Here is a 24,299-nt window from a genome sequence, read left to right on the forward strand (position 1 = left end):
ATCAATTGCCAGAACTGCGGCGCAACCGATCGGACGAGTTCTTGTTCAAGCGCTTCGCTTCGTCTTCCGCGTAGTCTTCCTCGCCCTCTTCGTACTTGCCCTCATACATGCAGCTGCTGCGGTTCCATCCGCACTCGCCGCCTAATGAGCATCCGGAGCTCAAGGCGGCAAGGAACAAGAGGATGCTGCAACGGCCCAATCTTTGAATCGACATATCGCTCCCTGGTGATCGGAGTAAGTGTAAGGGATGGAGATGACGACTGAGCCGGCGTGACCTGAGCCTGAACTGGAAATGGCCGCAATGCATGGCGTGGATTTGGGCTCAAGTGTGCTCAATTTGGCACGGGTCACGCTTGATTGCGATGCCCGCCGGACTCGATACTGGCATCGCAATCCCACAAAGATCGCCCAGATTGACAGCTGGAAAAGACGGACGACATGGTCGCTGCAATAGCGACTGCCTTCTCTTTATTACGTCAATACTGGAGCGGCTGATGAACGATCACCCTTTGACTCATGACCGATGGGCTACGCCGGACGATCCGGAGTTCTGCACTGTGCGGTTTGCGGACTTTCGGAAAATGGAACGGGCGTGCGCTGCGATTTGGGCTATTGCTCGAATTGTGGGGAACGGCGCGAATGAGCCTGAGGCTAGTGGCGGGCGACCGCTAGATGCTTGGATTATGTCCAATTTGATCGGAGGAATTGAAAGCCTATGCGATCACATGGCGGACCTTGTGGGGTCGAATCTTGACGAATCCAATCTTGGGGAAAGCGCACCGGGTGACGATTGACTGCATGCGGTAGATGAAATTGTAGTCTGACACATTATCCGCTACTACCCTAGAATATATCTCACTGAGGGCGAAGCATCGCTACGTGTACATCTCGGCGACGAAGTCAGACAATGACCTGCGGCTGACCACTCGCGTCGTCGATTAGCACAAGAGGTCCTGTTGACTTGACCAGTCCACCGAGAACTCTCTTTATCAGAGATTCCGAGCCCTTCTCAAACCAAAGTCGTTGTTCCTCTTGGTCGCCCGAATACTCACTGATGTTAAGCAGTGTCCATTCGGCACTCTCCCCACCGAGAGCCGACGTAATCCATGCTTGCCACGAACCGTCGATCCCATTGGCGCGGCTTTCTACGTTAAAACCCTGAAGCTTAGATAAGACTGCTTTGATCTCGCATCCAGTCGGAAAGCGCGAGCAGGCATCCGAATGTGCAATGCCTTGTTCATCAAGCCAAGCCTTCATCTGCGTGTCTATTGGCCAAACCGTCCAAAGCACTCCCATTGCTGCCCTCTCCGTATTTTTCGAAAATGCAAAAAAGGTTTCAGACTACAATTTGGATGGTCAAATTTTAGTCTGACCACCTTATTTTTCTATGCATTATTTATTTCAACAAACCTAACTTCGGGAAGGGCGTCGTGCTTAGCATCCTCCAAGATTCGAAGTAACTCGCCATTCTGATTCTGACTATTTCTAACGATATTTCCTACCAGCCTGACACACGCCGCACGCACAAACGAAACACTAACCGACTCCCGACCGGAGGGAGATATTTTTCTGTAGTCTGAATTATCAAATATAACTGGAAGTATTTCTACCAATGATTCGACATTTTCGTCAGAAAGATAATTTTTGCAATACATTTGATCAACAGTCCAAAGCAGCGCGGACAAACCTTTTATTCTATTTTCCCCTATAAGATAAATCAGCCTTAAGATCAATCTATCCAGAGCAGGCGACTCGTTCTGATTTCTCCAGATCAAAAGGGCATATGAAGCATATGCCAGCCTACTTTCACTGCCCGATTGAAACCCTTGTCTGATCAACCTTTCCACGCGCTCAGAAAATTTCTCGTTCGCTACAACAAAGTACGAGAATGCGACTAAGACTGCTGGCGCTTCGTTGTCGGAATAAAACGCACATAGGCTTTGAAAGCGGTCTTCAGTCAATCTCTCCTTAGGAAGTGAAGGAACAACTGATCGAGCCAAAACCTTGCCGATTAGTTCAGCAGTTCGGTTTTCTTCATGCTGGGAAAAGCCGAACATGTCACCTTTTTTCTTCGGCCGCCAAACAATTAGCTGCTCGAAGTAATCGACAGCCTGATCTGCAGACGGCAATTCATTGATATTTTTCGCTTGCGCGGCATTGGCAATATCTGTCAGAAGCTCCCTACTAAGCAAGTTTGCACCTTTTGCCTCAAACAGATAGCGCCTGACAAGAACTTTCACAGCAAAAGATTCTGGCGCGGGGAGTTCAAGTAGTACATACCTGAGCAAACCTGTTTCAGGAAGAGCATGAATATCGGGATCACTCCCCCACACTTTCTCTGCGATTTTCTTGAGCTCTAGATCTGTCAGAAAGCACTTCTCAATCAACGGCAAAAGGCGCATGAGGGCTGGCGCGCTTTGAGATGAGCACGGCGCGATGAGGTCTATTATTTCATCTATACGACGATCAAGAGCAGAGTCTTGCTTCCTTTTCCCAGGATATTTTACGACTGGATTAGGCCACTCTTTACGGTCATTAACCCCTATTTCATTTGAAAGCGGAAACGACAAAGCATCCAGCAGAACATCATACTGCTGGGACTCTGGAATACTCTCGAGAGAGAAATTTGCCAGATGATTAACTGGATCGAAAAGCCAAAAATGATGAAACTCAGATCTTTTACCTAGAGACATGGTAAAACGAAAAATCTCTTTTGCCTTTTCCGGTGTGGCTCGCACTGAAACACGTGCCATAACCTCAACAAAGACTCGCAGACGCTCAATAGCGATATGCGCAACAGATGTAGATTTCTCTCTCCATTTTTCTGCCCAATAGTTAATCGCCCGAGTGCATTGATTCAGTAAAAAAACCACATCATCGTCCGAATAACAAGCAACCCGAATTCTTGAGAATATATTTTTTAAGACATCTGAGGTATCACTATTCGCTGAACGGATAGCCAATGCAAAGCGATGAACATTATCAATTCCTTCCAGCTCGGCGAGCCTAGCCGCTTGTTCACCAAGAAAACTAACACCGTTCCATCGCAGTGGAATGCCTACGGCACCAGAAACACCCTCGAGCAGAAACAATGGATGCAGTTCATTGCTAAAACTCAGTGTATTGGCGTTATCTCTGTAACATCCCGGTTCGAATAAAGGTTCGATTGCCCGTTCTTTCTCCTGTTTATCCAGCCCTTTGGCTATCCGTTCTCTAATATACTCAACGTGATTCCATGGATCACACTTGGAATCCCGATAGCTGGATGGGAACGCTTTGAAGTCTTCGCTAAATGACGACATATCGACACCACGCATTAACCAATGCGCCCAAGCTAAGCGCGAAAGGACATGAATCGAGTTGCGATCATTTCGATACTGGACTAAGAGCTCCTTATATGCCTCTGCTATCAGCGTCTCGCCATCACCAAAACTCCCAAGTTCGGCAAGCAGAGCAGCTTTTCTCAATTTCCAAACAGGATCGCTACTAGTAATTTTCTCGACGCATTGCTCCAACGCAGCATAATCGAACCTATCGCGCACTGCGAGGGCATTATGATATGTGAGTTCATCGCTGCTTTCCGGCCAGTATCTCTTTCCTTTCCTCAATATGGCGTTTGTTACCTGAAAAATATGCTCGGCTTCTGGACTATCCATCCAACGCGTGTTTTTCAATAGAAGAAGAGCAATTTCCAACTGCTGTTTTTTTGTCAAAATGCATGGCTTATCTGGATCACATACGAGAAGCAACTCATTCGCCAACCAAGATGGTATAGCCTCATAGGTTACTTGGTAATTCCATGTGATCTCGTACAATAGCTTGGCTTTATAATTTTCGTCCATTGCAGACAAGTTCTTGGGGGTTGGCCAAGGATCGGCTATCTGCCCTTGCAACTCGAATCGCTCCGGATATGGGCAGACCAACCAACCAGGGTAAGAGGATCTATCTTTCTCCAAAGACGGAAGCCTCTCCTCCAGCAACTTGGCCGCACGGCTGGCATCTTGATTAGCTCTGGAAGCCTCGGTTCCAGTCGCTGTTGTACTATGCAGTTGCGCTGGAGCCCATTCCCAAGCTTGTTTAGGCTTAAGATCTTTTAGCGCTTGGATGAATATCCTTGTCGCTTCTAGATGTCTGATATCGCGTTCATCGTAGGCTGCAACCAAGTCACCCAAGTCGATTGGCGCAACATTTATTGATTCCAAATATTTCCGCTTTGCGGAGTTCAATCCCAGGGCTCCAACGAGATATATTCGTCTGGCGTGCATTGCCAGATGATCTCTGACCCACCCGGCCCATTGGATGAAATTTGGATCATCGCCAGAAAAGCCTAACAAACACAGTTCGTTTTCGATAAATACCTGACGCGCAAAATTGACAAATGCTGCATGATGTTGCGGGTATTTTCGATAGTCTTCCTGAGTGAAGACTAAGTCCTGGGTTTTATCGATCGTCCCATGCAATTTGACGATTCTTGGTGATCTTGCGCTGGACAGATCCTCTTGTTTGGATACCACGCTGTAAACGGGTTGATGCACCTCGGTTGATGCACGCTCTAGCAGAGTATCCCAGTTTGTTGTCAAAACCTCTGACCATGGCAATTCCAGTAGAGATTTATGTAGATCGCCAGGCGTCCAAGCTGGATCGTTTAGTTCTTTCTTGATCAGATCATGCAGCGCTTGCCTGCCGAAATAGGCGCAATATTCTTCCGCCAAGCGCAGAGGATCCATGCTGTCTGAATCCAACTCAGCGGAAAGCGTTTTTGAAAAATCGTTCCAGAGAGGTAGTTTCTTAGTGACATCACCCGTCGAGGCAGCGCTTCTGCTAAAGCCTGCCCCCACCATGACTGCCGCCCCGTGATAGGCGCTATCCTGCTGCCAAAGTGTCAATGCGAGTTTCTTTAGTGCAGCGTAATCGGGAAGAGCAGAGATATCTTTCATCATCGCAATATTAATTTAACGTTATGAAAAGTAGGAATCAGACTACGACTATCGAAATCGAAGGCTAACACTTTTTTGTATTCTGTAAATTTATACCTCAAGCCCGCTCAAATTCCATTCACATGAAGGAGACGACCGATACCAAAGCGAAAAATGGTGTCAGACTCTGAGGTTTCCCCACGAATTTCCAGGGAAATCCATTTCACTTCAGAGGCTTGAGATGCGAGGCGAAGTCTGAAGACTCGCTCGTCGGTGATCAGGGCGTGCATGGCGCCAGTCTTATACCCTTCATCAGGCGACCGAACCGTTTGAAAGAAGATAGGCCATGCCCGCAGTCGGAGTATTGCAGAAACTGCTCCAGGATTCGATCCCCAGCCTACATCTGAACCGGCTCAAGGCCCTGATAAGCACAGTGCGAAGTGCGATGACAACACGGCGCCTGACGCTCAGCGGGTTGGCGCGTGGTCTGCCTACAGGACAGGCTATAAGGCATCGCATCAAACGCGTGGACAGACTTTTTGCATCGGATTAAGGTGTCAGACTACAATTTAACTCGCTAAATTGTAATCTGACACCATTTTTCTTACCGATCAAGAATTAGCTGTTCTTGTGGCGAGTGAACTAGAGACCACAGCGATTCAAATGCCTGGTCGGCATTTTGGGGAATTAAGGATTCCCCAACCAATCTCTCAAGGTCTTCGCAGGTAGCAATACATATCCCCTTGCTTGATGCGATTTCTTCGTCCGTCAGAGCCTCTCGCCTCATGGTTGTAACGACGATTGGCAGAACTTTCAAATGCGGATTTCCTGTTTGCTCTAGCTTCTCCAACAATGCAGCCGATCGAGCAAGGAGTTTGGACAACTTTCCATTGCTATTAATTGCCCCAGTCGTGCACTCAATGACCGCAATGTTACCGTTCGGACTAACGGCCAGTAGATCGGCCGCATCAGTTGTAAAGTGACTCGAAAGAGGATTTACGGCGAAGCCGTACATGAACAAGAGGTTGCCCACTCCTGCCTCAAGTATTCGAGCATCTTGTTTATGTGATTTCACATCAAATAGAGATTTCTTGGTTCCTTCGAGATTTTGATCGAATACCTCATGCATTGAACGACGGACGTTGGCTGAATTGTCAGGATCAGTAATCCAACCCTGATGAATCCATCGGCCTCCATACGATGCAAACGCCTGCACAACTGATCCTTTTGGCACATCGATGTCAACGGAGCCTACAACAGCATAGTCTCCGTCTTCAGACCACGTTAGCTGACTTGAATCAAACGCCCCTCGTTTAGTTGCCCTCCTATCAGGGGCCTGCACGCGATATCCAAGCCTTGCCTGCTTACGATCGGTCCCTTTTGCAACACGAATCATCAAACTGGCGACACCATTCTGTATACGTGCGCGACCACTCAAGTCTATGGCGACGATTCCTTCCGCCGTGACGTCAAGAGAACAGATGTCCCATCTTAACGGGTACAGATTTAATTCGCCTGCCAATTCGGCCACTGAGTCGTAAGGCACAATTCCCGAGCGAAGATCGCTCTGGAATTCAGCCATACGACTCTGGAAAACGTGGGAACCTGTCGAAATTGACATCCGCAGCGGATGAATGATTGGTGTATAGAAATTCGATGGCAACTTCTCAAGATAGACAGTGAAATTATTGTGAGTGGATTCTTCCCTTCCAAATCGCACCCAGCCAACGGGGGTTTCTATTCCATCACCTTGCAAAGCCGAAATCAGGCCCGCATAGTCAACGCCAAGCCTTGATAAGGGTACTGAGCATCCGCAAATAGTCGATGTTCTGACGGTCAATTCCGGGAACGATGGACCCCCTATTGGATGGCTAATATGACCTTGAGCAAGTTCCAAGCCGTTAGGCCCATCAACCGCAATAAAGCTGAAATTCGGATATTTATAGGCATCGGCATAGGCCGCATATAGCGACGAGAATTCGTCCACCTTCTGTTGGTCATGTGGAAGCAATGATTGCATTTCTGGCTTCTCCATCTTGGATGCACGGGCGATGTTGCTAGCGCTTACCTAGAAGCCGTCAGTCGACAACTCCTCACAAATATTGTCAACGATTTCGGAACGGAGGCCGAGAGACTGTTCCTGGCCGCGAGCCGTCGTTAGTGATGGGCTGCTGGCGACCGTGCGAAAAATGGAGAAATGGTGTCAGACTACAATTCTCTCGGCGGATTGCAGCCAGACACCATTTCTCCCACGCGCAAAGGGGACAAACCATGCCCAAATTCGTGACCATCGGATATGGCGATCAAGAGGGCTACGATCGTACGCCCGCGACCATCCGAAACGCAGCGCATGCGCACGACGCAAAATTGCAGAAAGACGGTGTACTGATGGGCATTGCAGGCATGCCAGTGCAAGTGCGCAACCGCGAGGCCGCTCGGGTCGAAACAACAAACGGCCCATTCATGAAATCATCCTTGCCAGTAGCCGGCTTCGCCATCATCGAAGCCGCCGACATGGCCGAAGCTATAGCGATGGTGTCGCAAACGCCCTGCGCCGTCGCGCACGGGGTCGTTGAGGTGTGGCCGCTAGAACAGCCGTAGCGACACCTCTCATCCGCACCGCAGGTTTATGTCTCGCAAGAACCAGGGAATAACAGCCCAGCACCTATCCCCTACCCCGCATTCACAAATGCCGATGGCTGCAAACCATAACCTGCCCAGTCAGCCCCTCGATCAGCCTGGCCAGCCCCCTCGCGCTGCCATCATCCAGCCATTCCGTCCGAACCATCCGAAACCCCATCGCCAGGCTGTACTGCCAATCCAACTCCAATATTCGGTAATCGCGCCCATTCTCCGCACAATGCCATTGCGCCGCCGGATCCTCGTAAGCCGCTCCAATGAAATCAACATGCGAGTCAAACGGCGGCATGGCTTCCAACAATTCATCTGACCCCGGCAAGCTAGGCTCCGAGAGATTCTCCCCCACCGCCACATGCGGCTCAGGGCCGTCATATGCCAGCAGCATCAACGGAAAATTCTTGGGATCTGCATCATAAGAAGCCCGCGTATCGTCAGTCAGAAAAGCACGAGCCACCGGCCCCAGGCAGTACTGCGGACTATTCCAGTCGCTGCTCTCGTTATCGGCATACCGATCCCCCGGCGTAATGCCGTGCTCAGCCAGCAACGCCATGGCCTCTTCCATCGTGTCGTTGTGGCGTATCGGTATCTCCGCCGGCAGATACCCCGCCCCCACGTACATGGCGATCACATCTCCCGTGGTGCGCAGGCCTTCCTGATATTGGTACGAGCCTTCGTTCAAGCTGGCCAGGTCGAAGCTCAGGTTCAACAGCGCGCGATACGGAACACCGTCGCCGCGCGGTTCCATCACATATCCGCCTTCCAGCAGTTTGGTTTCCAGCGCCCGCCAATCAGGCGGCGGCAAATGCATGTCGCGGGGGCACAGGAACTGGTGGTGTTCGGACATGGGCGAGACTCTCTCTGCTGAGGTGGCTGGGGCCGGCGAATTGTAAGCTGGCGCCCCGCGCATTTCCCCAGGCAGAGGAATCAGGCAATGCAAACACTTAATCCACCTTCGCCCCCGACCGCTGCACCAGCGGCACCCATTTGGCGATATCCGCCTGGATAAATGCCGCCAAACCGCTGGGCGGCCCGTCGTGGAAGATCTCATACCCCAAGCCCTGCAACCGCTGGCGCTGTTCGGCGCTGTCCATGACTTTGCGCGCCGCGGCGTTGAGTTTTGCCACGACGTCCGGCGGCGTGCCGGCGGGGGCCATCAGACCTAGATCGACGGTGATCACGTAGCTCGGCACGCCCTCTTCCATCATGGTCGGCACGTCTGGCAGCAAGGGGGATCGGGCCTCGCCGGTGACCGCCAGGGCGCGCAGCTTGCCTTCCTTGACGAGGCCGGACACGCTTGGCGTGTTGTAGAACGCGAAGGCGACCTCATGCGCCATGACGGCGGCCACGCCTTGTGGCGCGCCGCGGTAGGGAATGTGCGCGGCCTGGGTGCCGGTGATCGACAGCAGCAGTTCGGCCGAGAGGTGGTGCGTGGTGCCGTTGCCGCCGGACGAGTACATCAGTTTGCCGGGTTGGGCTTTCAAGGCCGAGACCAGTTCGCGCACGGAGCGGTACGGGCTGTCGGACGGCACGACCAGCACATTGGAGCCGCCGGCCAGATAGGCGACCGGCACGAAGTCCTTGGTCGGGTCGTAGGACAGCTTCGAGAACAGTCCCAGGTTGATGGCCCAGGTATTGTTAGAGCCCAGCACCAGCGTATAGCCGTCGGGCGAGGCCTTGGCTACGTAGCTCATGGCGATCTGGCCTCCGCCCCCGGGTTTGTTCTCGACGACGACCGTCTGCCCCAGTTGCTGGCTAAGGCCGGGCTGGATCGAGCGCGCCAGGATATCGGCCGTGCTGCCCGCCGCCAGCGGCACGACCAGCGTGATAGGACGATCCGGAAACGGCGCCGCCTCGGCTGGCGTCACGACAAGCGACGCACAGGCCAGTACGGCCCCCAGTAGAACCCCTTGTAGTGTTTTCATGATGCCTCCGCGCTGGCGCGAGCAATGGAAACCATGCGGGCTTGCATGATGCCAAGCAGCGTATCGGAGGAGCCAACCCCGAAAAATAGGCGGGGTGCTATAGCGTCATGCCATCACGGCATGGCGGCGTCGCGGCGCAGGCGTTGGGAGACGGAACGGACCGCGGCGACGAAGGCCTGGGCTGCCGGAGACAAAGGGTAGTTGGCCAGGCGCGCGATGGAGATCGGCCATTCCAGCGCCGGGTTGCGCAAGGCGATGCCCTTGATGCCGGCGGGCATCTGCCCGCGCGCGATCTGCGGCAGCATGGCCACGCCCATGCCGGCCTGTATCAGACCGATGGCCGTGGACAGCAGGACGACGCGCTGTTCGACGCGCGGATAGATATTCGCGGCGATCAAGCGGCGGCTGATGTTGAGCCAGGCGGGCGCTTCGGGATTCAGCTGGATGCAGGGCAATTCGGCCAGCACCTTGGCATCGACCTGGTCGAGCCTGGCCAGGGGATGATCCATGCGCGCGAAGAGCGCGACGCCGCTGTCCGAAAGCTGTTCCACCATGATGCGGGAGTCGTCGTCCTGCATGACCGCGCCCAGGCCGACATCGGCCTCGTGCGAGAGCAGGCGCGTGCGGATCTGCTGCACCATGCAATCGACCACGATCAGGTCCAGTTGGGGGTGGCGCTGGCGGAACTCCATCAGGATGTGCGGCAACAAGGTGGCCGCGCTGACGTGGCCCACGGCGACCATGACTTTGCCGCGCTTCAGGTCGGAGTGTTCGCGGCATTCCTGGATGGAACTGTCGATGGCCAGGATGGCACGTCGCGCCGCGTCGACCATGGCCTGGCCGTCGCGCGTCAAGGAGACCTCGCGGCCGCGCACCACCAGCGGCTGGCCGACTTCGGCCTCCAGGCGGCGGATCAAGTGGCTGACCGAGGGTTGCGACAGGCCCAGGCGTTCGCCGGCGGCCGTGAAGCTGGCCGTTTCACCGATAGCGACCAGCGCGCGCAGTTGGCGCAGGGAGACGGACTCGATCGGCTCGGTCATGTAGTGACGTCATGATGGAATAGTTTGCATACTATAGCTATATGGATGTGCGGTCCCTAAGATGGGATTTCCCTAACCCGCCAGGAACCGCAATGCCCCACTCTTCCTACGCCGCCGACCGCATGGGATCGGCCATCGTCGAACCTACCGGCCGCTTCGAAGCGGGCAGCTTCGCGTCGTTCACGCTGACGTACACCGCGGGCTATTTCGGCATCGACGACACCGGATCGATCAAGATCGTGCACCGTTTCGCCAGCGACATGGGCAAGCCGCAGTTCGATCAGCCGGACGGCTGGAACTACACCACGGTCGAGGCTTCCAACGGCGCGGTGTTGCAGGTGGAGTACGACGGCAAGCGCAACATCCGGCCTTGGGATAAGACGCTATTCATCCGGGTGGTGCGCGGCTACCTGGAGGAAGGCGATCAAATCGTGGTGCGCTTCGGCGATACGCGGCAGGGCTCGCCCGGCATGCGGGTGCAGACGTTCAGCGAGCCTACGTTCGAATTCAAGGTGCTGGTGGACGCCTTCGCCACCTACAACTACACCGAGCTCCAGCACTCGCCCACCATTGCCGTGGTGGCCGGGCCGCCGGTCGCCTACAAGGCCATCCTGCCCAGCCAGGCGGTCGCGGGCGAGTCCTTCAGCCTGGGTTTCAAGGGCGAAGACAAATGGGGCAACCCCAGCGATCAGGTCGCGGGCGAGTTCACCCTGCGCAGCAGCCTGCCGCTGCGCGGCCTGCCCGCCACGTTCTTGATGCGCGAGGGCGAGTTTGCCGCGCGGCTTGAGGGATTGGTGGCGGAAGCGCCCGGCGAGCTGCGCATCGAGGTGCTGCGCGACGGCCTGCCCGTGGCGCAAAGCACGCCCTGCCGCATCGTCGCGGCCGGCGGCGGCACACGCGGGCACTACTGGGCCGACCTGCACGGGCAGTCCGAGGAAACCATAGGCACCAATTCCGCCGAGGACCTGATCCTGTTCGCGCGCGACCGCGCCTTTCTGGACGTCATGAGCCATCAGGGCAATGACTTCCAGATCACCACGCCGTTCTGGGAACAGTTGAACCAGCTGACCGCGCAATACAACCAGGATGGATCGTTCATCATCTTTCCCGGCTATGAATGGTCGGGCAACACCGGCCTGGGCGGCGACCGCAACGTGCTGTACCTGAAGGAAGGCCGCCCCATTCATCGTTCCTCGCACGCGCTGATCGACGACCTGTCGGACCTGGCGCTGGACGCCAACGATGCCGATGCGCTCTTCGACGCGTTGAAGGACGAGGATGTGGTGGTGTTCGCGCACATAGGCGGCCGCTACGCCGACATTACGCGGTCCCATGACGCGCGGCTGGAGCGCTCCATCGAGATCCACTCCGACTGGGGCACCTTCGAATGGCTGCTGGAGGATGCCTTCCGGCTGGGCTACCGGGTGGGCATCCTGGCCAATAGCGACGGGCACAAGGGCCGGCATGGCGCCAGCCATCCGGGCGCATCGTTGTTTGGCGCATATGGCGGCCTGAGCTGTCTGATTGCCGACCAGCTGACACGCCAGTCGATCGCCGAATGCCTGCGCCAACGCCGCCACTACGCCACCACCGGATGCCGCGCCTACCTGGACGTGCAAGCGCATTTCGACAGGCCGGCGCAGCGCTATTCCGACGATCCCAAGCTGGGCGCCCCAGTCACGCGCGAGCCCGTCACGCAGGCCGATATGGGCGCCATCCTGTCGTACGACGGCGACTCGCTGGAGCTGTCCTTCGAGGTCCTGACCCATGGCGCCATCGAGCGCGTGGAAGTCCGCAACCGCATGGACGTGGTGCAGACGCTGTACCCCTACGACGAGGCCGCGCTGGGCAGCCGGATCCGCATCGTCTGGGAAGGATCCGAGTATCGCGGGCGCGGCCGCCAGACGGTCTGGGACGGTAGCGCGACCCTCGAAGGCAACACCTTCGTCGATCCGCTACCGATCAATTTCTGGAACCTGGACAAGACCTTGGCGCAACCTCGCCCCGACATGCTGAGCTGGCGCTCGCTGACCACCGGCGGCTACAGCGGCATCGATGTGCGGCTGAGCAATCCGCGCGCCGGCGTGCTGAAAATCGACACGCCGGTGGTGCGTACCGAGATCCCCGTCGACCAGATTGGACTGGAGCCGGTCGTCGTGGAAAACGGCGGCATCCGGCGCCGGCTTCAAGTCTATCGCCTACCTGACGAGAATCCGGTGCGGCGGATGCAGGCGCGGGTGCGCGTGCCGCTGCACACAGACTCCGACAATGCGGTGTACCTGCGCATCACGACCGAGGACGGCTTCTTCATCTATTCCAGCCCGATCTACGTGGAGCGGACCGGGTCCGGGACCAAATAAGGTGGTCGGCCGCTAGGCGCCGGGGTGCCTGGATGGGCTCCTCGGACCTCTTGCATCGTGCTTTTGGATGGCTAGCCGCATCGGATCCTCGTTGCTACGCTGGCTACCAGCATTCGCCAGAAACGCTCGGTCCAATTATTTCCACCCAAGAATATGCTCAAGCGCCTGAAGGGTAATACCCCTTTTGCTCGGCTATTGCGGCTGTCGGCGCAAGGGACGGCGAGCCGCCATTGGTTGCCATTATTCTTGGTCTCGGTCCTATTGGCCGGCTGTGCCGCCCGTCCTCCGGGCGCCTATCCGATGTACACGCCCGCGCCACTCAAGCCTTTCGCCACCGTCCCCGAAGGCAATGACCGCCTTGTCGCCGAACGGACGGCGTATCAAGACCGCGCGGACCGGGCGCAGCTAGCCTTGTATGAACAGAGCGACTGGACGTTGGCAGGCGTGGTCGTCGGCGTCACGGGCGGCTTGATTGGAAACGTGGCGACCACGGCTACCGGCGCCGGCATTGCGGCAGGTGCGAGTCAATTGGGTGCGCGGTATCACCTGGAGGCTCAGCGCGGCCTTTTCGATGCGGCGGCGAAGAAGGCGGGCTGTGTGGTCACGGTGACGTACGCCTTGCAGAACAGCGCCCCATCGGAGTTGAGCGACGAGCTCAACAAGCTACCCATCCTGGTGCGATCCATGAATTTCGCGTCGATGGAGATTCAATCGCAGCTGCGCCAGAATCTCAACGCGCTGACACCTGCTCCCATCGATGCCGCTGCCGTACTGGCTGCGTACAACGGCTATTACAAGATGCAGGGTACGCCGCTAAAAGGTTCAGCCGTGACTGTCCTGGGCAAAACCATTCCTGATTACGCAGCAGCTGAACGGCTCGCCAAGGAGGTAAAGCTGGCCCTCCTGGATATCGACTCATGCGTAAAGACGGGGTCTCCGGTAGTCCCTGCTTCAGTGGCAGCCGCCCTGGCTACCGCCGATACCGCAGCGCCGCTGGCGCCAACCGATCCGATCATCGATTCGCTGCTGAATCCCCCGAAACGCGAGGGCTCCCAGCCCAGCCGGTAAGCAAGGCACCGTGAACACCAGAGATGAAGCAGGCCGACGCCATGTGCCCGAACGCGCGCTCACAGGCAAGATGCCGATGGACTCGCACCAGACCGGCTGACCTGCCCGGCCCCTTATCCTCTCAAGCCAACGGCAGCTCCAGCACCTGCTTCGTCGTCATGATGTCGCCGAAGGTGTCATCGATGCTCGCCAGCGCCGCACGATGCAGCATCGCGTGCGGCAACGCAGCCTGCTCCCCCGCACCCGTATCCAGGTCGCGCGTGGCGCAGGCATCAGCCGCCACGATCACCTGATACCCCAGCGGCACCGCGTCCCGGGCAGCGCCTGCAACGCAGGCGTGGGTCATCAGGCCGGTGATAAGCAGCGTGCGCACGCCCGCCGCCTTCAGGCGCTGGTCGATGTCAGTGCTGGGGAACACGCTGACCGTCGACTTGCGCAGCACCGTATGGCCCGCCGCGGGCTGCAGGTCGGGATGGAACTCGATGCCGGCGCTGCCGTCGGCGAAGACCGGGCTGCCGGCGGGCGTGCCGTGTTGGATATGGAAGACCGGAATGCCATGCCGATCGGCATGGGCGACGAGCTTAGCCGCGTTGCGCAGGGCCGCCGGACCTTCGGGAATGGGCAACCTGCCGCTGAAATATTCATTCTGGAAGTCAATCACCAGCAAGGCGGTGCTGGTCGGGTCGATGGACTGCGGGGCGGTGGCGCCGGCGATGGCGCGGATGGTCGGGTGGTTCATCGTAGGTCCTTGATCTGTAGGCGTTTAGTGTGCCGTTCACGCACGAGGGCGAACGGCATCAAGGATGCGCCATCGGGTTGGAACCCGAAAGTGGCCCGAATACCAATAAATGATAGGATCGGGCCAAATCCGCATTCCTGCCCATTGCGCCATGCATACCATCGCCGTCGTCGCCTTCGCGGGCATCAGTTCCTTTCACCTGTCCGTACCCTGCATGGTGTTCGGCGACGACCTGGCCCGGCTGGGCGTACCGCGCTATCGCCTGCTGGTCTGCGGCGAAGCGGTCGGGCCGGTCACGACCATGTCGGGTTTCGATATCCATGTGCCGCACGATTATTCGGCCCTGGCCGAGGCCGACACGGTGATCGTGCCCGCCTGGCGCGATCCGGACGAGCGCCCGCCGGAAACCATGTTGCAGGCCCTGCGCGATGCGCATGCGCGCGGCGCGCGCGTCATCGGCCTGTGCCTGGGCGCCTTTGTGCTGGCCGAGGCGGGTTTGCTCGACGGCCGTCCGGCCTCGACGCACTGGGTCTGGAGCGATGACTTCGCCCGCAAGTACCCGCAGATCCGGCTCGACCGCAAGGCCTTGTACGTGGACGACGGCGACATCCTGACCTCGGCCGGCACCGCTGCCGCCATCGATTGCTGCCTGCATCTGCTGCGTTGCGACCATGGCGCGGAGTTGGCGAACCGGGTGGCCCGCCGCATGGTGATGGCGCCGCATCGCGATGGCGGGCAGGCGCAGTACATCGAACGGCCGCTCACGCGCGAGGACGGCGGCGATCCGATAAGCGTGGCCATGGAATGGGCCATCGAGCATTTGCAGGAGCCGCTGGGGCTGGACCGCCTGGCCAACGAGGCCGGGCTGAGCCGCCGCAATTTCACGCGGCGCTTCAAGCTGAAGACGGGCACGACCGTGACGCAATGGGTGCTGAACCACAGGCTGGCCGCCGCGCAGCGGCTGCTGGAGACGGGCGGGCTGTCGGTGGACCGGGTGGCCGAGGCCACGGGGTTCGGGTCGACGGTGTCGCTGCGGCAGCATTTCACGGCGGCGTTCTCGGTGTCGCCTGCGGGGTATCGGAAGCAGTTCCGGCAGCGGTAATGGCGGCCCCTCCCGTGCCGCGCGCCGGATAGCGCCGGCCTATCGGAATGATCGCCGTCGAACAGAAAAAGATCTTCCAATACTTGCCTAAAGCAAACAATAATATGCCTTAAGCAAGTAATTGGAACTTTCCATGACAGAGCAATCGCTCTACGACCGCGCCGAAGCGGTCCGGCATTTCAACCGCTTCTACACCCGCCAGATCGGGGTGCTGCACGAGCATCTGCTGGCCAGCGAGTTCTCGCTGACCGAAGTCCGCATTCTCTACGAGCTGGCTCACCGACCGGCGCTCAGCACCTCGGACCTGTGCCGGGAGCTGAACCTGGACGCCGGGTATGTCAGCCGCGTGATCTCGGGCTTCGAAAAGAAAGGTTTGATCGCCAAGACGCGCTCGGCGGCGGACGCGCGCGTGGGTTTGCTGGAACTGACGGACGCGGGCCGGGCGGCGTTTGCGCCGCTCAATGAAGCGTCGCGCAACGAGATCATCGCCATCCTCAAACAGCTATCGGAGCCGGCGCAAGCGCAGCTGGTCAATGCCATGAACGAAATCCAGAACCTGCTCGGCGACAAAGCTCCCCTGCCCTACGTGCTGCGCGATCCGCGGCCGGGCGACATGGGGCTGGTAGTGGCGAACCAGGCGAGGGTCTATGCCCAGGAATTCGGCTGGAACTCGGAGTACGAGGCGCTGGTGGCCGAGATCGTGGCGAAGTTCATCCGGGAATTCGACCGCGAGCGAGAGCGCTGCTGGATCGCCGAGAAGGACGGCAAGATGGTGGGCTCGGTCTTCGTGGTGCGGCAGGACGAAACCACGGCGAAGCTGCGCCTGTTGTACGTGGACGGCGCCGCGCGCGGGCTGGGCATAGGGCATCGGCTGGTGGACGAGTGTCTGCGTTTTGCGCGGCAGGCAGGCTACCAGCGCATGGTGTTGTGGACCAACAGCGTGCTGACGGATGCGCGCCGGATCTATGAAAAGGCCGGTTTCGAGCTGGTCGAGGAAGAACAGCATCACAGCTTCGGCAAGGATCTGGTGGGCCAGTATTGGGCGCGGGATCTGTAGGAAGCGCAATGCATCCCAGCAACCAGATGAAATCCGTGCTTGCGGACAGGCGCGGCTCCGATGAGTGAACGCACCCAGGCCATTTGCGCCGCCGCGATCACGGGCGCGCTGGTGGGGGCCGCAATGGTCTCGACACGCGCAGTGTCGAACGACGTGTCACCGGAGACCTTGGCTTTCCTGCGTTATGCCATCGGGGCGCTCATGCTTGCCGCGCCCATGCTGCGGCGATGGTCGGTACGGTTTACGGCCAAGGATTTCTGCGCGGTGGCGGGCCTGGGCATACTGCAATTCGCGATGCTGATATTGCTGTTGAACTACGCGCTGGCCCGCCTGCCGGCCGCCACGTGCGCGCTGGTGTTTTCCACGCTGCCGCTGGTGACGCTGTGCCTGGCGATTGCCACGGGACGCGAGCGGTTCAGCTGGCCGCGGCTGATCGGCGCGGGCGTGGCGGTCTCGGGGATTGCACTATTGCTGCAACCTTCTGCCGCCGCGGTGGGCAGCGCCGCGGATGGCTGGGCTTGGGCCGCCTTGTTGGGCGCGACGTTTATCGGCGCGGCTTGCAGTCTTTTATATCGTCCGTACCTGCGTCGCTATCCATCCATGTATGTCAGCGTGGTGGCGATGCTTGTCTCGGTCTTGTTCCTGGCGGGCGTCTGCCTGGCGCGAAGCGCGCCATTGCTGCCCAGTCTGTCGGGCTTTCAGTGGGCGAATGTGGTGTTCATCGGACTGTCCAGCGCGGTGGGCTATTTCTGCCTGCTGTGGGCGCTGAGCCGCCTGGAGGCAAGCCGCGTCATGTCGTTTCAGGCGCTGGCGCCGATCACGGCCGTGTTGATCGAGCTATTGAGTGGCTCGTATCCGTTGACCTGGCGCCTGACAGGGGCTTTTGTTCTGGTCCTGTCCGGCGTCTGGTTCGGCACGCATGAACGGCGCGCAAGCGCACCCGCAAACGCCGCTTGAGCGGCCTCCGGGCCGCCAAACCGTTCAGGCCTCTGGATTGATCCGGGCGCGTGTTTTCTCGTCCAGGACGCTGCGCACCAGCGCAAACAAGGGATCCGCGTCGGTATGCTTCTGGCCGTAGGTCAGATTGAACCCATAATCAAAATCCGGCGGATTCAAACCCTGCGAGTGCTGCAAGATGGTCTCCAGCTTGTCCAGGGCCTTGACGGCCTTGGCTTCCGGCGTGGCGGCATCCTCATATTCCTGCCAAAGCGCCATGATTCCTGCGCGCTGCTTCTCGTCCAGGGACCGCGTCAGGTGCAGCAGGTCGACTTTCTCCTGCTCGCTCTTGTCCGGGTGCTGGTGTTTCTCGATGGCCGGCACGTCGCCGTGTATGGCCTCGCCCAGATCGTGTAGCACGCACAGCTTCAGGACCTTGAGCATGTCCAGGCCGGCCAACTCGTCCTCAAAGGCCATGGCCATCAGGCACAAGCGCCAGCTGTGTTCAGCAGTGCTTTCCGGGCGGCCCGTGGACGTGAATCCGCTACGCAGCACGCTCTTGAGTTTTTCGGCTTCCTGCAGAAAGGCCAGCCGGCCCTTGATTTTGTCGATGTCCATGCTCAATCTCAACCCATTGCGGCGCAGCCTAGCGGCAAGGTTCCTTCGGCAGATCGAACCCGACCTTGACGCTGGTCGCGGCCACATTCCTGAAGGCGGCCTCGGCCACATCGTTGTAGCGGGCGTCGCAATTGAATTTGTTGTTGAGCAGGTAATCCTGGCCTTCGGCCTTTTCCATCTGCGAGGCCCATCTTTCGGCTGCATCCAGCGCCTCGTCTCCGGCCTGCACAAAGCCCAGCATGACCTCCATGCCGCCGGCTGCGCGCGGCGCGGTCCAGCTTGCGTAGACCCAGGGATCGGCGGCATTGCCGCAGTCCGTCAGGCAATCGGCCGTATAGGTCAGGTCCGGACCAAAGGCGGCGGGGGTGAGTTTCTGCCCTGGCTTGGGCGCATATTCGCCAATGAAACTGGCGAGGTCGGGCTGGCAGGCTTCGGATGCATCCATGCTCAGCGCCGATACCTTGCCCGACTTGATCGTCGCGGTGATCAGGCAGCCCTGCACCTCGAACACGCGATCATCGCCGTAGGATTCCTGCGGCGCGCCGGTTATCGATTCCAAATGCGCCTGGCTCTTGCCCAGCATTTTTCCGTTGAAGACGTCCTGCACCGTGGCGGCCTGCGCAATGTTGCCGCCGGCCATCAGCAGCCCTATGGCCAAAACTCTGAAATGCATACTGGATCAGGCTCCGTCGAATATGGGTCTTGCGGCTGGCCAAACCACGCGCGCAAACGGCGCGTATTCAAACACAAATGGCACTGCACGGATGGGCAAAAAATCGGCAATCCATGGCATATGCCTGCGGATAATCCGAACTCACTGGAAGCTGTGGATTCAAGCAGTAACAACTGCGCCGACGGGGCAACAAGTTATCACGTTTACGACACGGCCCCGGCAGATCGCGGTATGACCGGCCTCCGACTAGCTCTTGGGCGCGAATATCACCTTGACCGGCGCGCCCTGCTTGATCGTGCTGGCCCAAGGGCCATTCTTCGGCTCGAACGCGGGATGCCAGGCCCTGAGTTCCGTATCGGAAATCCATTCAAGCTGCAGTTGCTCATCAGGCGTATAGGACCGGAACTGCGTCAGCGCCACGATGAACGCATTGCACTTTTCCGATACGCCCGCCTCGACCACGGATACCTGGGTCTGCTCGTCCCAGGTCAGGGACCCGCGCTGCGGACACTTGCGGACCTCAACGTGATATTTCCCGTCAGGCGAAGGCAGATCGGCGATGATTTTGTCGGGACCGCAAGCCGTCAGCAGCATGGACGACAGCAATACCAGTGGCATGCTTTTTTTCATTGAAGAGCCTTCTGACTGTCAAGGAGGTCGAGCCGTGAAAACCAGCGCATGATACCTTGCGACACACCGTTGAAGCCTGAAGAGCTCCAGCACGGAGGACCTACGAACATGCATTTGCAATATTGCAATCAGAAATTTGCCCTTATGCCCTGGAGGCTCGCATGCCGATAGCCCTGGCCGATCTGGAGCAAGGCGTCATGGAGCGGTTGCGCGCGCAGCCTGCGTTCGCGGGCTGGAAGAAAAAGGGCAAGCGTTGCCTGTGGCGAGCCTGCGGCGAATTGCAGCAAGGCGTGGAACTGATCCGCTACAAGGGTTCGTTCGACAACGCGCAGCACGTGTCCTTGGGCGTCTACGTGTCCTTTCCATATGAAAAGGAATGGCCGGTCTACGTGCCGGCCGAGGTATGGAACAAGGGGCGCATGTACCGCCGCGCTTATTTGAAACCGGGAGAGGGGCTGGTCCAGGAACCCACCCTTGGCAGCGTCGCTGTGCTCAAGATCAGCGATGCGCAAGACATGGAAGACTGGCTGTCGACCTTGGCAACGGATGTTGAAAACCATCTTGCGCCCTGGTTTCAGCGGTATCAGACGCTGGAGGAGGCATCGTACGAGTATCGAATTCCATCCTGGCGTCTGATTGCGGCAGGCATCAAACCGGAAGCTGTTTGAACCAAACCCAAAGGTCACCTGCCCCCAAAATCCGCCGCCGGAATCTGTTGGGCATCCTCATATCCGCCGCCCTGCCCGGTGAATTCGAATCCGATGGTGGTGTAGCGCAGCCTGCCGGCATCCACCGACGACGGCCCCTGGGTCAGGGAAAAGTCCTTGGTCCTGTAGAACTTCCTGCTCATCAAGTCCTGGAACGCCAGGTAGTAATCGCCCGGCGCGACATTGACGATCGAGAATTGTTGGTTGGGTCCTACATAGACATGCCTGCTGCTGAACTGGACGCCCCGCGCGCTGCTGACCAGCTTCACAAAGAATGCGTTGCCTGTTTTTTGATTGACCAGGTTGACGACCGAACCACCGAAATCCCGCGACTCATATCCGTTGACGTATCCTGCTCCGGTCGGCCACGTTGCCCCGTTCGGCGCTTTGGGTACGCTGAGCGCCTGCTCCTGCCGCTGAGGGGTACCCATTGCAGCAGGTGCTGGCGACGTTTGCGCAATCGCGGCGTTGACTGCGGGATTGGCCGGCGCCGACGCCTTCGATGTATCCGGTTTGTTGCCGCTCGAAAGAAACAGGAAACCGGCTAGCACTGCGACTCCCAATATGCCCGGCCCCACGATTTTCACATCCCGATTGCCGCAGTTCGGACACTTCAGCGAACGGCTGTTGCCCCTTGGATACCAGGTGTGGCCGCATTCGCGGCACGCATTCTGAGGTCGCTTGGTCTTTCTTGCCGCCATACGTACTCCTTGGACAGAAACTTGCCGCGCAGGCTCCTGTCTGCTGCCAGCAACGCAATACCGGACCGATCAATGGGAGCCGATCGGGTTGAAGGATTAGGGGTTGTGCCAGGCGCCGTCGCTATCTGAATGGAAGAACCGCACGTCCTTGACGCCTATATCCGTAAGCGCTTTGTGCGCATGGTCGCAATACGTCTGCATGCCTTCGTGGACAGACACGGCGACGCGATCGGGCGCTGCCACGGCGATCTGATTGAGAATGTGCCCTTCCTGCTTGGCGATGCCCCAGCCATAGATGACGAGGGACTCTCCGACCTCGCTCAAGGGGCCGTTGTAAACGCTGCGCAAGTAATGCGACTTCTGGATGGCGTCCAACTTCTGGTCGGACGTGCCGTCGCACACGAACAGCGGCACGCGGCCGCCCGAGCGCCACTCTTCGAAGATCAGATCAAGCAAGCCCTGCGGTCCGGCTACGAGCTTGTGTTCTTCGAAGGACGGCGTCACTCCCAGCACGATGTTGCCGTGCGGGTAGCAATAGATCGTTGGATTATCGACAGATCCATAGGATTGCCGATACATCGCCCAGTTATCCGCGAAGGCGTTCTTGTTGAAGCCGTCCTTGAAGTGATAGCGGCTGCCCAGCGCTTCATTTCCCAATTGCGCTGCCCAGTAGACGATGAGGTCGTAATTCAATGAAACGACGGTGCGGAACCGCCGCATGAACTTGTAGATCGGTTCCAGGTGGGGTCTGGCCTCCTCGTAGGAAACATGCACTTTCCGGACCGTTTGAATGAGCGCCTTGCGTACCGCGGCATAGGCTTCGTCCACCTCTTTCACGGCGATACCCAGGGCGGCATTCACTTGCTTTGCTTGCCAGAGCCGCCGGAGCACGAATTCAAAATCATCGGTCTCAAAGCGCTCGAATACATCCTGCGCCTTGGCGTCGATAAAGCTGTGCACCTGCGCGGCTTCGAACAAGCCCGTGTATCCGAACTCGCCGCTGACGGCGACGCTCGCTCCATTGCCGACGAGCAAGGTGTCGGAGAAGTCATTTTCGAGGTCCTGCCAATTGAAGATCTTGTGAGCCATGTTGCAGCCTTATCCCTGGTGATTGGGGCGACGCGGGGTATTGGCTGAAGACCACACCGTCCGGCGCCGCCTTGCGCGCCAAACTTGGTCTTGGCTACAAGGCGCTGCGGGCGATGACACGACGCCTGTTCAGCCTCGGCGAAAATACATTTTGAAACCTATATTCGTATACTGTCATTTTTGGCGGGGCGTTCAACTCCGAAACTAAGGCAGCTTTTGCCCCTTCTTTCCCAGGCCCCAGCAGGGCCTGAACGTGAAGCCAGCACCAGCTTTCTATTTGTCATATTTTTTGCCATTTTGTCGCATTGGTTTCGCAACCTTGCGCCCAACTCAGGCATCATCTGCCCGCCCCGCCCGCGGGTAAATCACGTCCCTTTCATCAGGTGCCTCCTTGCAATCCCTCTCCTCCATCCGCCGCGACGTCCGCGCCCTGGTTCAATCCCGCGCCTACGCGCAGCTCGACGCCTATTACGCCGACCTGGAACAGCAAGACTGGGCGGACACGGAAAACCCCGGCGCGCCCTATTTCGAGGCGGCCAATTCCGGCACGCTGTTCGACTATTCGACCGTGTCGTACCAGGACGCTTCGGACTTTCTGCAAGCCTGGATAGCCGCCTGCCCGGACTCGTATCACGCGCAGTTGGTGATGGGCAATTTCTGCTATGGCCGCGCGGCCGATATACGCGGTTATGGCTGGGCGGACAGCGTGACCCAGGACCGTTGGCTGGGCGCGGCGCTGGCTTGTGAAAGCTCCGCGGCGGCGCTGCTGCAGGCGATGGCGCTTTCTCCGCGCCCGATTGCAGCCTGCGTGACGATGATGCAGCTGGCCGCGCATTTCAAGGAACCCTACTGGCTGCGCGCGCTGTTCACGGGTAATCCGCCCGCGACCTTGACGCATGACGACATCGAGGAAGAAGGCCTGATGGATGCGGCGCTGGCGCATCTGGCGTCAGTGGGCGTGCCGCGACTCGCGCAGGCGCCGCAAGCCTTGCCGGCCTGGCTGGCGCCGCGCGCCGAGCATGAAATGGAGCAGGCCAAGGATTACTGGCTGCTGCGTGCGCTGGAACTGCGGCCCGGGCATCTGGGCGCGTTGACGGCCTACGCGCAGTACCTGCAACCGCGTTGGGGCGGCAGCTACGAGGACATCGACGGCATGGCCGGCGGCCCGCTATGCGCGGCGCTGACGGAGCCGCAGCGCAATGCGATCCGCTGGATCGGGATTTATGACTCGCTGGACAGCTATCCGGAACCGGACGACACCGAGGCGGTCGACGAGTACGGCCGCATTTTCGAGTCGTTCCTGGCGCGCGAGCTTCGGCCGACCGAGCGTGGCATGGCCTTGGGCTACTACGCGCAGTTCGCCAGCTATTCGCTGCAGGACCAGGCGCGCGCCCGCGCACTGCATGGCCAAAGCGTGGCGGCATTCGGGCCGAACGAGTATTTCGCGCAGGTGGACGGGCCGTTCCGCAGCTTCGCGCATGTGAGCATCATCCATCACCAGCCCGACGACGACGGCGCGTTCAAGCGCGTGCTGGAACGCATGTGCGGCTGGGATCAAGTGGCCACGGCGCATGCGCTGGCGGCCGTGGCGCATCAGTTCGGCCGCTGGGGTTTTGCTCAGGATCCCGCGCGTGCGCAGCAGCTGCTGGACCGCGCAGCGGTGCTGGCGGCGGACCAGATGGATGACGATTTCAACGTGCTGGCGGCCGCCGCGATGCTATGGGATGGCGGCGACCATGAGCAGGGCTATTTCCTGTCGCGGCAGTTGGCGGATCGGCGCGTACCGGACGCCGCCTGCAGCATGTACGACATCCACCGTGGGTTCCGCGACAACACGCCCGACAGCTACCTGGACAACGAAGTGCGCGACCAGTGGCTGGCGCGCGCGGTGGAGGATGGTTCGCCGCTGGCGAAGTACAACATGGCCCATCGCAATATCTTCGACGGCGAGATGGACTTTTCGCACCGCGAGAACCTGGACCGGGTGTTGTGGCTGCTGCAAGGCGCACGCGAGGAGCCGCGCGCGGAGGCGCTGGCCCGCCTGCGCATCGGCGTGCTGCTGCGCGACCACGGCACCGAGCAGGAGCAGCAGGAAGGCGTG

Annotated in this window: 22 protein-coding genes; 8 read left to right on the forward strand and 14 right to left on the reverse strand. The window is 58.7% G+C overall.

Going from position 1 to position 24,299, the window contains the following annotated elements; translation table 11 throughout:
* Position 1: 1 nt before the first annotated feature.
* From N5C88_RS22190 to N5C88_RS22210, 5 genes are all read right to left on the reverse strand, one after another.
* Entirely contained in the window at positions 2-214 is a 213-nt protein-coding gene (locus N5C88_RS22190) for a hypothetical protein (protein WP_042793954.1), read from the reverse strand.
* A gap of 686 nt (positions 215-900) precedes the next feature.
* Positions 901-1,296, reverse strand: a complete 396-nt coding sequence (locus N5C88_RS22195; protein WP_124260355.1) for a hypothetical protein — start codon at positions 1,294-1,296, stop codon at positions 901-903.
* 89 nt (positions 1,297-1,385) lie between these two features.
* Positions 1,386-4,940: an SIR2 family protein gene (locus N5C88_RS22200; protein ID WP_118932148.1), complete on the reverse strand. Its 3,555-nt coding sequence runs from the start codon at positions 4,938-4,940 to the stop codon at positions 1,386-1,388.
* A gap of 104 nt (positions 4,941-5,044) precedes the next feature.
* Complete coding sequence (locus N5C88_RS22205; RefSeq protein ID WP_165867807.1) at positions 5,045-5,206, reverse strand: hypothetical protein; 162 nt, start codon at positions 5,204-5,206, stop codon at positions 5,045-5,047.
* A 314-nt stretch (positions 5,207-5,520) separates the two neighbouring features.
* Entirely contained in the window at positions 5,521-6,936 is a 1,416-nt protein-coding gene (locus N5C88_RS22210) for a hypothetical protein (protein WP_280016258.1), read from the reverse strand.
* Positions 6,937-7,187: 251 nt separating this feature from the next.
* On the opposite strand from N5C88_RS22210, the gene N5C88_RS22215 reads away from it, so the two are divergent.
* Complete coding sequence (locus N5C88_RS22215; RefSeq protein ID WP_118932147.1) at positions 7,188-7,517, forward strand: YciI family protein; 330 nt, start codon at positions 7,188-7,190, stop codon at positions 7,515-7,517.
* Positions 7,518-7,599: 82 nt separating this feature from the next.
* Here N5C88_RS22215 and N5C88_RS22220 read toward each other — a convergent pair whose 3' ends face one another.
* The 3 genes from N5C88_RS22220 to N5C88_RS22230 all read right to left on the reverse strand — a co-directional run bounded on the left by N5C88_RS22220 (position 7,600) and on the right by N5C88_RS22230 (position 10,518).
* Entirely contained in the window at positions 7,600-8,400 is an 801-nt protein-coding gene (locus N5C88_RS22220) for a hypothetical protein (protein ID WP_118932146.1), read from the reverse strand.
* A gap of 97 nt (positions 8,401-8,497) precedes the next feature.
* Positions 8,498-9,478 (reverse strand): tripartite tricarboxylate transporter substrate binding protein, encoded by a 981-nt coding sequence (locus tag N5C88_RS22225; protein ID WP_280016259.1) that lies wholly within the window; start codon positions 9,476-9,478, stop codon positions 8,498-8,500.
* A 113-nt stretch (positions 9,479-9,591) separates the two neighbouring features.
* Positions 9,592-10,518: a LysR family transcriptional regulator gene (locus N5C88_RS22230; RefSeq protein ID WP_280016260.1), complete on the reverse strand. Its 927-nt coding sequence runs from the start codon at positions 10,516-10,518 to the stop codon at positions 9,592-9,594.
* A 92-nt stretch (positions 10,519-10,610) separates the two neighbouring features.
* Here N5C88_RS22230 and N5C88_RS22235 point away from each other — a divergent pair, with 92 nt between their 5' ends.
* Positions 10,611-12,878 carry a DUF3604 domain-containing protein gene (locus N5C88_RS22235; RefSeq protein ID WP_280016261.1) on the forward strand — a complete coding sequence of 756 codons (2,268 nt, stop codon included), beginning with the start codon at positions 10,611-10,613 and terminating at the stop codon, positions 12,876-12,878.
* A gap of 153 nt (positions 12,879-13,031) precedes the next feature.
* Complete coding sequence (locus N5C88_RS22240) at positions 13,032-13,946, forward strand: hypothetical protein (protein ID WP_280016262.1); 915 nt, start codon at positions 13,032-13,034, stop codon at positions 13,944-13,946.
* 121 nt (positions 13,947-14,067) lie between these two features.
* Here the strand turns inward: N5C88_RS22240 and N5C88_RS22245 are convergent, their stop codons facing one another.
* Positions 14,068-14,685, reverse strand: coding sequence for a cysteine hydrolase family protein (locus tag N5C88_RS22245; protein WP_280016263.1), 618 nt, complete (start codon positions 14,683-14,685; stop codon positions 14,068-14,070).
* 151 nt (positions 14,686-14,836) lie between these two features.
* On the opposite strand from N5C88_RS22245, the gene N5C88_RS22250 reads away from it, so the two are divergent.
* From N5C88_RS22250 to N5C88_RS22260, 3 genes are all read left to right on the forward strand, one after another.
* Complete coding sequence (locus N5C88_RS22250; protein WP_280016264.1) at positions 14,837-15,787, forward strand: helix-turn-helix domain-containing protein; 951 nt, start codon at positions 14,837-14,839, stop codon at positions 15,785-15,787.
* Positions 15,788-15,920: 133 nt separating this feature from the next.
* Entirely contained in the window at positions 15,921-16,844 is a 924-nt protein-coding gene (locus N5C88_RS22255; protein ID WP_280016265.1) for a bifunctional helix-turn-helix transcriptional regulator/GNAT family N-acetyltransferase, read from the forward strand.
* Between the two features lie 60 nt (positions 16,845-16,904).
* Entirely contained in the window at positions 16,905-17,801 is an 897-nt protein-coding gene (locus N5C88_RS22260; RefSeq protein WP_059373291.1) for a DMT family transporter, read from the forward strand.
* 24 nt (positions 17,802-17,825) lie between these two features.
* Here the strand turns inward: N5C88_RS22260 and N5C88_RS22265 are convergent, their stop codons facing one another.
* The 3 genes from N5C88_RS22265 to N5C88_RS22275 all read right to left on the reverse strand — a co-directional run bounded on the left by N5C88_RS22265 (position 17,826) and on the right by N5C88_RS22275 (position 19,689).
* Entirely contained in the window at positions 17,826-18,398 is a 573-nt protein-coding gene (locus tag N5C88_RS22265) for an HD domain-containing protein (RefSeq protein ID WP_251879678.1), read from the reverse strand.
* Between the two features lie 28 nt (positions 18,399-18,426).
* Entirely contained in the window at positions 18,427-19,071 is a 645-nt protein-coding gene (locus tag N5C88_RS22270; protein WP_280016266.1) for a hypothetical protein, read from the reverse strand.
* 246 nt (positions 19,072-19,317) lie between these two features.
* Positions 19,318-19,689 (reverse strand): hypothetical protein, encoded by a 372-nt coding sequence (locus N5C88_RS22275; protein WP_280016267.1) that lies wholly within the window; start codon positions 19,687-19,689, stop codon positions 19,318-19,320.
* A gap of 173 nt (positions 19,690-19,862) precedes the next feature.
* Between N5C88_RS22275 and N5C88_RS22280 the strand changes: the two genes are divergently transcribed.
* Entirely contained in the window at positions 19,863-20,369 is a 507-nt protein-coding gene (locus tag N5C88_RS22280) for a hypothetical protein (protein WP_280016268.1), read from the forward strand.
* A gap of 14 nt (positions 20,370-20,383) precedes the next feature.
* Here N5C88_RS22280 and N5C88_RS22285 read toward each other — a convergent pair whose 3' ends face one another.
* Together N5C88_RS22285 and N5C88_RS22290 are read right to left on the reverse strand one after the other, a co-directional pair.
* A complete protein-coding gene (locus N5C88_RS22285) occupies positions 20,384-21,109 on the reverse strand; it encodes a hypothetical protein (protein WP_280016270.1) in 726 nt (241 codons plus the stop codon).
* A gap of 96 nt (positions 21,110-21,205) precedes the next feature.
* The gene (locus N5C88_RS22290; protein WP_280016271.1) at positions 21,206-22,198 is read right to left on the reverse strand and encodes a DUF4917 family protein; all 993 of its coding nucleotides are present in this window, start codon (positions 22,196-22,198) and stop codon (positions 21,206-21,208) included.
* A gap of 391 nt (positions 22,199-22,589) precedes the next feature.
* Here N5C88_RS22290 and N5C88_RS22295 point away from each other — a divergent pair.
* Positions 22,590-24,299, forward strand: a 1,710-nt coding sequence (locus N5C88_RS22295; RefSeq protein ID WP_280016272.1) for a DUF4034 domain-containing protein, incomplete at its 3' end; no start/stop codon positions are given.

Source organism: Achromobacter sp. GD03932 (genome assembly GCF_029839485.1).
Lineage (GTDB): Bacteria > Pseudomonadota > Gammaproteobacteria > Burkholderiales > Burkholderiaceae_B > Achromobacter > Achromobacter bronchisepticus_A.

What these genes read in the sequence shown, in the direction of transcription:
- N5C88_RS22285 (WP_280016270.1), bottom strand. Translation starts at nt 21,109, where the DNA reads ATGGCGGCAAGAAAGACCAAGCGACCTCAGAATGCGTGCCGCGAATGC.
- N5C88_RS22260 (WP_059373291.1), top strand. Translation starts at nt 16,905, where the DNA reads ATGAGTGAACGCACCCAGGCCATTTGCGCCGCCGCGATCACGGGCGCG.
- N5C88_RS22290 (WP_280016271.1), bottom strand. Translation starts at nt 22,198, where the DNA reads ATGGCTCACAAGATCTTCAATTGGCAGGACCTCGAAAATGACTTCTCC.
- N5C88_RS22275 (WP_280016267.1), bottom strand. Translation starts at nt 19,689, where the DNA reads ATGCCACTGGTATTGCTGTCGTCCATGCTGCTGACGGCTTGCGGTCCC.
- N5C88_RS22250 (WP_280016264.1), top strand. Translation starts at nt 14,837, where the DNA reads ATGCATACCATCGCCGTCGTCGCCTTCGCGGGCATCAGTTCCTTTCAC.
- N5C88_RS22245 (WP_280016263.1), bottom strand. Translation starts at nt 14,685, where the DNA reads ATGAACCACCCGACCATCCGCGCCATCGCCGGCGCCACCGCCCCGCAG.
- N5C88_RS22215 (WP_118932147.1), top strand. Translation starts at nt 7,188, where the DNA reads ATGCCCAAATTCGTGACCATCGGATATGGCGATCAAGAGGGCTACGAT.
- N5C88_RS22220 (WP_118932146.1), bottom strand. Translation starts at nt 8,400, where the DNA reads ATGTCCGAACACCACCAGTTCCTGTGCCCCCGCGACATGCATTTGCCG.
- N5C88_RS22225 (WP_280016259.1), bottom strand. Translation starts at nt 9,478, where the DNA reads ATGAAAACACTACAAGGGGTTCTACTGGGGGCCGTACTGGCCTGTGCG.
- N5C88_RS22270 (WP_280016266.1), bottom strand. Translation starts at nt 19,071, where the DNA reads ATGCATTTCAGAGTTTTGGCCATAGGGCTGCTGATGGCCGGCGGCAAC.
- N5C88_RS22240 (WP_280016262.1), top strand. Translation starts at nt 13,032, where the DNA reads ATGCTCAAGCGCCTGAAGGGTAATACCCCTTTTGCTCGGCTATTGCGG.
- N5C88_RS22265 (WP_251879678.1), bottom strand. Translation starts at nt 18,398, where the DNA reads ATGGACATCGACAAAATCAAGGGCCGGCTGGCCTTTCTGCAGGAAGCC.
- N5C88_RS22190 (WP_042793954.1), bottom strand. Translation starts at nt 214, where the DNA reads ATGTCGATTCAAAGATTGGGCCGTTGCAGCATCCTCTTGTTCCTTGCC.
- N5C88_RS22235 (WP_280016261.1), top strand. Translation starts at nt 10,611, where the DNA reads ATGCCCCACTCTTCCTACGCCGCCGACCGCATGGGATCGGCCATCGTC.
- N5C88_RS22200 (WP_118932148.1), bottom strand. Translation starts at nt 4,940, where the DNA reads ATGATGAAAGATATCTCTGCTCTTCCCGATTACGCTGCACTAAAGAAA.
- N5C88_RS22255 (WP_280016265.1), top strand. Translation starts at nt 15,921, where the DNA reads ATGACAGAGCAATCGCTCTACGACCGCGCCGAAGCGGTCCGGCATTTC.
- N5C88_RS22230 (WP_280016260.1), bottom strand. Translation starts at nt 10,518, where the DNA reads ATGACCGAGCCGATCGAGTCCGTCTCCCTGCGCCAACTGCGCGCGCTG.
- N5C88_RS22205 (WP_165867807.1), bottom strand. Translation starts at nt 5,206, where the DNA reads ATGCACGCCCTGATCACCGACGAGCGAGTCTTCAGACTTCGCCTCGCA.
- N5C88_RS22195 (WP_124260355.1), bottom strand. Translation starts at nt 1,296, where the DNA reads ATGGGAGTGCTTTGGACGGTTTGGCCAATAGACACGCAGATGAAGGCT.
- N5C88_RS22210 (WP_280016258.1), bottom strand. Translation starts at nt 6,936, where the DNA reads ATGCAATCATTGCTTCCACATGACCAACAGAAGGTGGACGAATTCTCG.
- N5C88_RS22280 (WP_280016268.1), top strand. Translation starts at nt 19,863, where the DNA reads ATGCCGATAGCCCTGGCCGATCTGGAGCAAGGCGTCATGGAGCGGTTG.